General features: G+C 38.4%; 6 protein-coding genes. 3 read left to right on the top strand and 3 right to left on the bottom strand.

Annotated features, from left to right (window positions below; translation table 11 throughout):
• Positions 1–186 (top strand): hypothetical protein (locus AB1414_15470; GenBank protein MEW6608819.1); only part of this gene is annotated, 186 nt, incomplete at its 5' end.
• An 85-nt stretch (positions 187–271) separates the two neighbouring features.
• On the opposite strand, the gene AB1414_15465 is transcribed toward AB1414_15470, so the two are convergent.
• From AB1414_15465 to AB1414_15455, 3 genes are read right to left on the bottom strand one after another with little or no spacing between them, the layout of a single operon-like run.
• Complete coding sequence (locus AB1414_15465; protein MEW6608818.1) at positions 272–643, bottom strand: CBS domain-containing protein; 372 nt, start codon at positions 641–643, stop codon at positions 272–274.
• A gap of 2 nt (positions 644–645) precedes the next feature.
• On the bottom strand, positions 646–1,740 hold the full coding sequence (gene qmoC / locus AB1414_15460) for a quinone-interacting membrane-bound oxidoreductase complex subunit QmoC (GenBank protein MEW6608817.1): 1,095 nt from the start codon (positions 1,738–1,740) through the stop codon (positions 646–648).
• Between the two features lie 52 nt (positions 1,741–1,792).
• Positions 1,793–4,030 carry an FAD-dependent oxidoreductase gene (locus tag AB1414_15455; protein MEW6608816.1) on the bottom strand — a complete coding sequence of 746 codons (2,238 nt, stop codon included), beginning with the start codon at positions 4,028–4,030 and terminating at the stop codon, positions 1,793–1,795.
• Positions 4,031–4,283: 253 nt separating this feature from the next.
• Between AB1414_15455 and AB1414_15450 the strand changes: the two genes are divergently transcribed.
• Positions 4,284–4,508, top strand: a complete 225-nt coding sequence (locus AB1414_15450) for a hypothetical protein (GenBank protein ID MEW6608815.1) — start codon at positions 4,284–4,286, stop codon at positions 4,506–4,508.
• Positions 4,509–4,510: 2 nt separating this feature from the next.
• Complete coding sequence (locus AB1414_15445; GenBank protein ID MEW6608814.1) at positions 4,511–4,936, top strand: PIN domain-containing protein; 426 nt, start codon at positions 4,511–4,513, stop codon at positions 4,934–4,936.
• The last annotated feature ends 46 nt before the right edge of the window (positions 4,937–4,982 follow it).

Here is a 4,982-nt window from a genome sequence, read left to right as displayed (position 1 = left end):
GTTCCTACGGAACTGATTGATTTGTCTATCTATTCCTACCGATATTATGTTCCTAACGGAACGATTATTCTCATGCCTTATTTATGGGTATTATCCTATGTAAACTTCCAGTTAATAACTGCTATATCTTCTTTTTTGCAGACAATCTCTAAGATCCGCATATACCACCACACTCTTAAGGTGTGACTCTAATTCTTGGCTGTTAAAAATGGAAAAATATGGACAGGGAGTTCAACTTGAACAATTAATTAGAAGGGATGTAAAGTGAGGACTAATTTCCTTCTGCAACCATTTTTATGAAGTCTGTTGAGGTGAAAATACCGAGTGAACTTTTATCTTTTATGGTGATACGATGGAATTTATTGTCTGACATATACTTAGCCGCGTCTCTTGAATTCATTATTTTTGCCTCTTCGACGCTAATTATTTTAAATTCTCTTTGCTCACAGAATTCTTTCAGATTTTGGTCTAACGGCTTATCATGTTCTGTAACTATCCCGAGAGTTTTACCTTCACGGTCAACAACAAACAAACAACTTCGATTCAATTCTTTCATCCGTTGAAGGGCAAAATTGATGGTTTTATTCCAATCTACAGTCAGTAACGATTCAAATGTAGCGTAATCTGCGACAAATTTCTGCATTTTTACACCTCCCGTTGACATTGTTTTGCATAAACCATAGCCGCTGTCCGATAAAGTAAATGAGCGAGTTTAGAATATGGGGCATAGATAAATAGGTAAAATACACTGACTAAATGGAGAAAGTAAATGGGATAAGCCAGGATGGTTATATTTGCCCATCGCGTAAGTTGTGAAAGTATCCCGGTCAGGACAACTACGGCAATGACAACAATGAGTGACCAGTCAAAGTAAGACCCCAAACCTGTCTTTTCCTTGTTTTTCAACCGATTACTAATGACCAATATAATTCCCATAAGCAATGTTAGAGCACTGATATTGCCAATTATCTTTACTGGACTGAGTAATGGATAAGGGGATTCCTGTTTCAGGATATAGAGATAGAAAACGGCTAAAGCAGTTGTTATTGCCAGCCCAATAAATCCGTAAAAAACACCAAGATGGGCAATCGACCTGGGTTTGTTCACTTCGCATTTATTAAATCGGTTATGAGTTAATATCTCAACAATTGTTGAAATAAGACTGGGAATTAAGCCTATCTTTGCATTTGGTCCAGATATATCTTTCCAATATCTGGTAATTCCCACACCAAAGGCTATTGCCGCAAATAATGCCACAGGTATAAAAATAGCATCAACATATTCCGTGGGCATAAACTCTGAAAATCTTATCTCGCCGGCAGGGATATTTAGATGACCGCTAATTCCTAAAACAGCCAGCAACAATATCACTGGAAAAGCAATCAGAAGTGGCACATATTTCACCTGGCTAACCATTTTACCCAAAAATTTTGGGAAAGAATAATGAGTGATAACCGATTTGCGGATAGCGGCCATTACCTCACCTGGTTTTGCCCCTCGAGGACAATAAACCGTGCAGTCGCTACACTGGTGGCAAAGCCAGATATCCGGGTCAGCCAACAATTTATCTTTTAGTCCCCACTGTGCCCAAATCATCTCTTTGCGTGGAAATGGCTTGCCATCAGGGGACAATTTACAGGTTACAGAGCAGGTGGCACACTGAAAACATTTTTTTAGAGAATCTCCGCCAGCACAAATTATCTCGCGGATAAATTTTAAATCAGGCTTAATTAAATTCATTTTTTACTCCATTAAATAGAGTTAGACCACTCTGACTTGTCTGACTCTAAAACTAAAATCCCTTAAATGGATTTGGGCCTACCTTATCAATAGTTGCCATAAAATCCTTAAATATTCCTGGTAACAAATCATATTCATTAATTGCAAGTTGAACCATTTTTACCCGGTCAGATTCAAGAGCCAATCTATTTAGCGTTTCCTGAACCTTACCAAGCCGATAATTGGCTAATTCACTTCCTTTGACAAAGTGGCATTGATAGTCATCCCCATATTTACAGCCAATAAGTAGAATGCCATCAATTCCTTTTGATAAGGCATCTGAAATCCAGACAAGGTTAAAAGAACCAAGACATCTCACCGGGATAACCCGAATGAATGGGCTATATTCAAGTCGTTTAACCCCAGTCATATCCAGAGCCGGGATGGCGTCATTTTCACACATAAAGGCAAGCACTCGTGGTTTATTTTCAAATTCATCCGGCACGCTCACGGCTTTAAACATAGATGAGATAATGTCAATCGAATAATTCTTAAAACTGATTATCCTTTCCGGGCAGGCACCCAGACAGGTCCCGCATCTTCGACATCGAGTAATATTTGGTAAAGGATTGAATTTTTCATCCTCATTAATTGCTCCAAACGGACATTCATCCGTGCATCTTTTACACTGGGTGCATCTTTGCATAAAAAAGTCAGGATAACTGCGGTCACCAACCCTTGGGTGAACTGCTTCGCCTTTACTGATTAATTCGACACATTGAATTGCCTTCAACGCCGCTCCACTTGCATCCTCCATACAACCGGCAATATCCATTGGCTGACGCACACATCCAGCCGCATATATGCCTGTTCTCCGCGTCTCATAAGGAAAACAGATAAAATGTGAATCCGGAAAACCATACTTTAATTGGGGCAATTCCGGTCCTTGCCGATATTCCAGATTCAGAATATCTGATTTAATAATGGGGTCTTGAGGCACAGTTGGTTCTTCTTTTTTACAGGCTTCTTCATGGCATTGTGTCGTCTCTTCTTTTATCAGCCTTTCAATTGCGGTTGTTGGCACCATTCCTGTTGCCAGAACAACTAAATCGGCTTCAATAACCATATCTTCGCCCAGCAATGTATCTTTAATCGTGATTGTTAGATTATTCCCATCTATAACTTCTACCCCAACGACCTCTCCTTTAGTTAAAAAAACGCCTTCATCTTCTTGAGCCTTGATGTAAAAATCCTCATAAAGTCCCATTGTCCGCATATCCTTGTAAAATATGTAAGCCATTGCCTCCTGGTTTTGTTGCCGAACATAGAGGGCTTGTTTAAGAGAGGTCATACAGCAATAGGTCGAACAATACGGCAGACGCTCTTTATCCCGCGAACCAGCACATTGAATAAAGGCAACATTTTTCGCCGGTTGACCATCTGACGGTCTGGTAATCAAACCCTTTTTAGCCAATTCCTCCATCTGAACATTGGTAATCACATTTGGTGATTTGCCAAAACCAAGATATTCAAGTCCACTGGCATCATAAGGCTTAAATCCAGCGGCTAAAACTATTGCCCCAACCCGAAATTGGTTTGTCTTTTCATTTTGATTCACAGTAACATCAAATAAACCAGGACCACCGGCAATCTTTTCTATTTTTGTCTCGGGATAAACCTTGATTTTCTGATTGGCAGAAATCTCTTTAATCATTTCGAGATGAATTGGTGTTTGAAGTTCCTGATATGGGGATTGGATAGGAAATTGTTTATGAAGTTTAGTCAGGAAACCACCCAGAGCCTTTTCTTTTTCAACTAAAATTACTGTTTGACCCGCTTTTGCAGACTCAAGAGCCGCCGTCATCCCGGTTATGCCACCACCAACGACTAAAATATCCCGACTTATCTCTGTTTCAGGTTGATATGGGTCTAACAATTCTGTTTTTTGAGCCTTAACAATGCCCATTTTGAGATAATCTTCAGCCATCATTTGAGTATCTGGTTGATTTGGTGGCTGACACCAGATAACCTGTTCCCGCAGGTTGACCCGCTCCATAATTTTATCGGTATCAAACGCAAATACATCCTGGTTGACCCGTGGAGAGCAACCTCCAATAACAATAGTATTTATTCCATTCCCCTGACAATCCTGATTAATTAATGCCAGACCATCTTGACTGCATAAGCTATGATGGGTTTTACAAACAGCGGTTTTGTATTCATTAATTGCGACATTTGATAGTTTTTCCAGGTCAATGGCTTCACCAATACCACAGCCTGAACAGATATATATACCTAATTTTTTATCCATTTTAGTTTCCAGTCCTTTAAGGTAATCCCTCAGTTATCAGTGGTAAAAACTAAATAGAAATTTTCTCTCGCAAAGACGCAAAGTTCGCAAAGATTATAATTTATTCCTTTGCGTTCTTTGCGCCTTAGCGAGAAATTTAATCTTTATGCCTTTCTCCCACCAATAACTGACCGATTACCCTTTAAGAAACATTTATATTGACATAGCCGTTCATCTATGATATACTTTTGTTTAATCAGGAGGTGTTTCAAAAATGACTATGAATATAACCATAGATAGTAAAGTTTATAATGAGTTCAATAAAATAGTCCACGAACAAAATCAACCAATTGAAAAAGAAATTCTTAAAGCCATACAGGAATACATTGGGAAAAAAAAAGAATATTTAAACGACTCCTTCTTTAAAATAGGTGCCTCAGGAATCAGCGATATTACTGATGGCTCTATAAATCACGATAAATATCTTTATGGTGAATAACTATGAGGAAACTTTTTATTGACACCTCTGCTTTCTACTCCTTAGAGGATAAATATGATCAAAATCATCATCAGGCTATTGAGTTTCGTGAGAATGTACTTGTCAGGGAAAGATTTACTCTCTTTACTTCTACCTATGTCCTGGATGAAACCTATACCTTTTTGCAAAAGAAACTTGGGAAACAAATTGCTCTTACCTTTGGCACCCATATTCAGACAAGTAAAATAATCGAAATTGTTCATGTTTCCAAATACTATGAGAAAAAGGCATGGGATATATTTAAAAAATATCTGGATAAAGACTTTAGTTACACTGACTGTCCCAGTTTTGCTATTATGGAAGATTTAAAAATTACTAATGCCTTCACTTTTGATACTCACTTTCAACAAAAGGGATTTATCATCTTACCGCATCAATTGTATATTTAACGAGACATTGAATAGCTTTAAGTGCTGAGCCGGTAGCATCCTGAAC

The organism is bacterium, assembly GCA_040755795.1.
In the GTDB taxonomy this organism is placed as follows: Bacteria; UBA9089; CG2-30-40-21; order CG2-30-40-21; family SBAY01; genus JBFLXS01.
The sequence above is the reverse complement of the archived record's forward strand: the minus strand, read 5'-3'. Positions and strand labels throughout refer to the sequence as shown.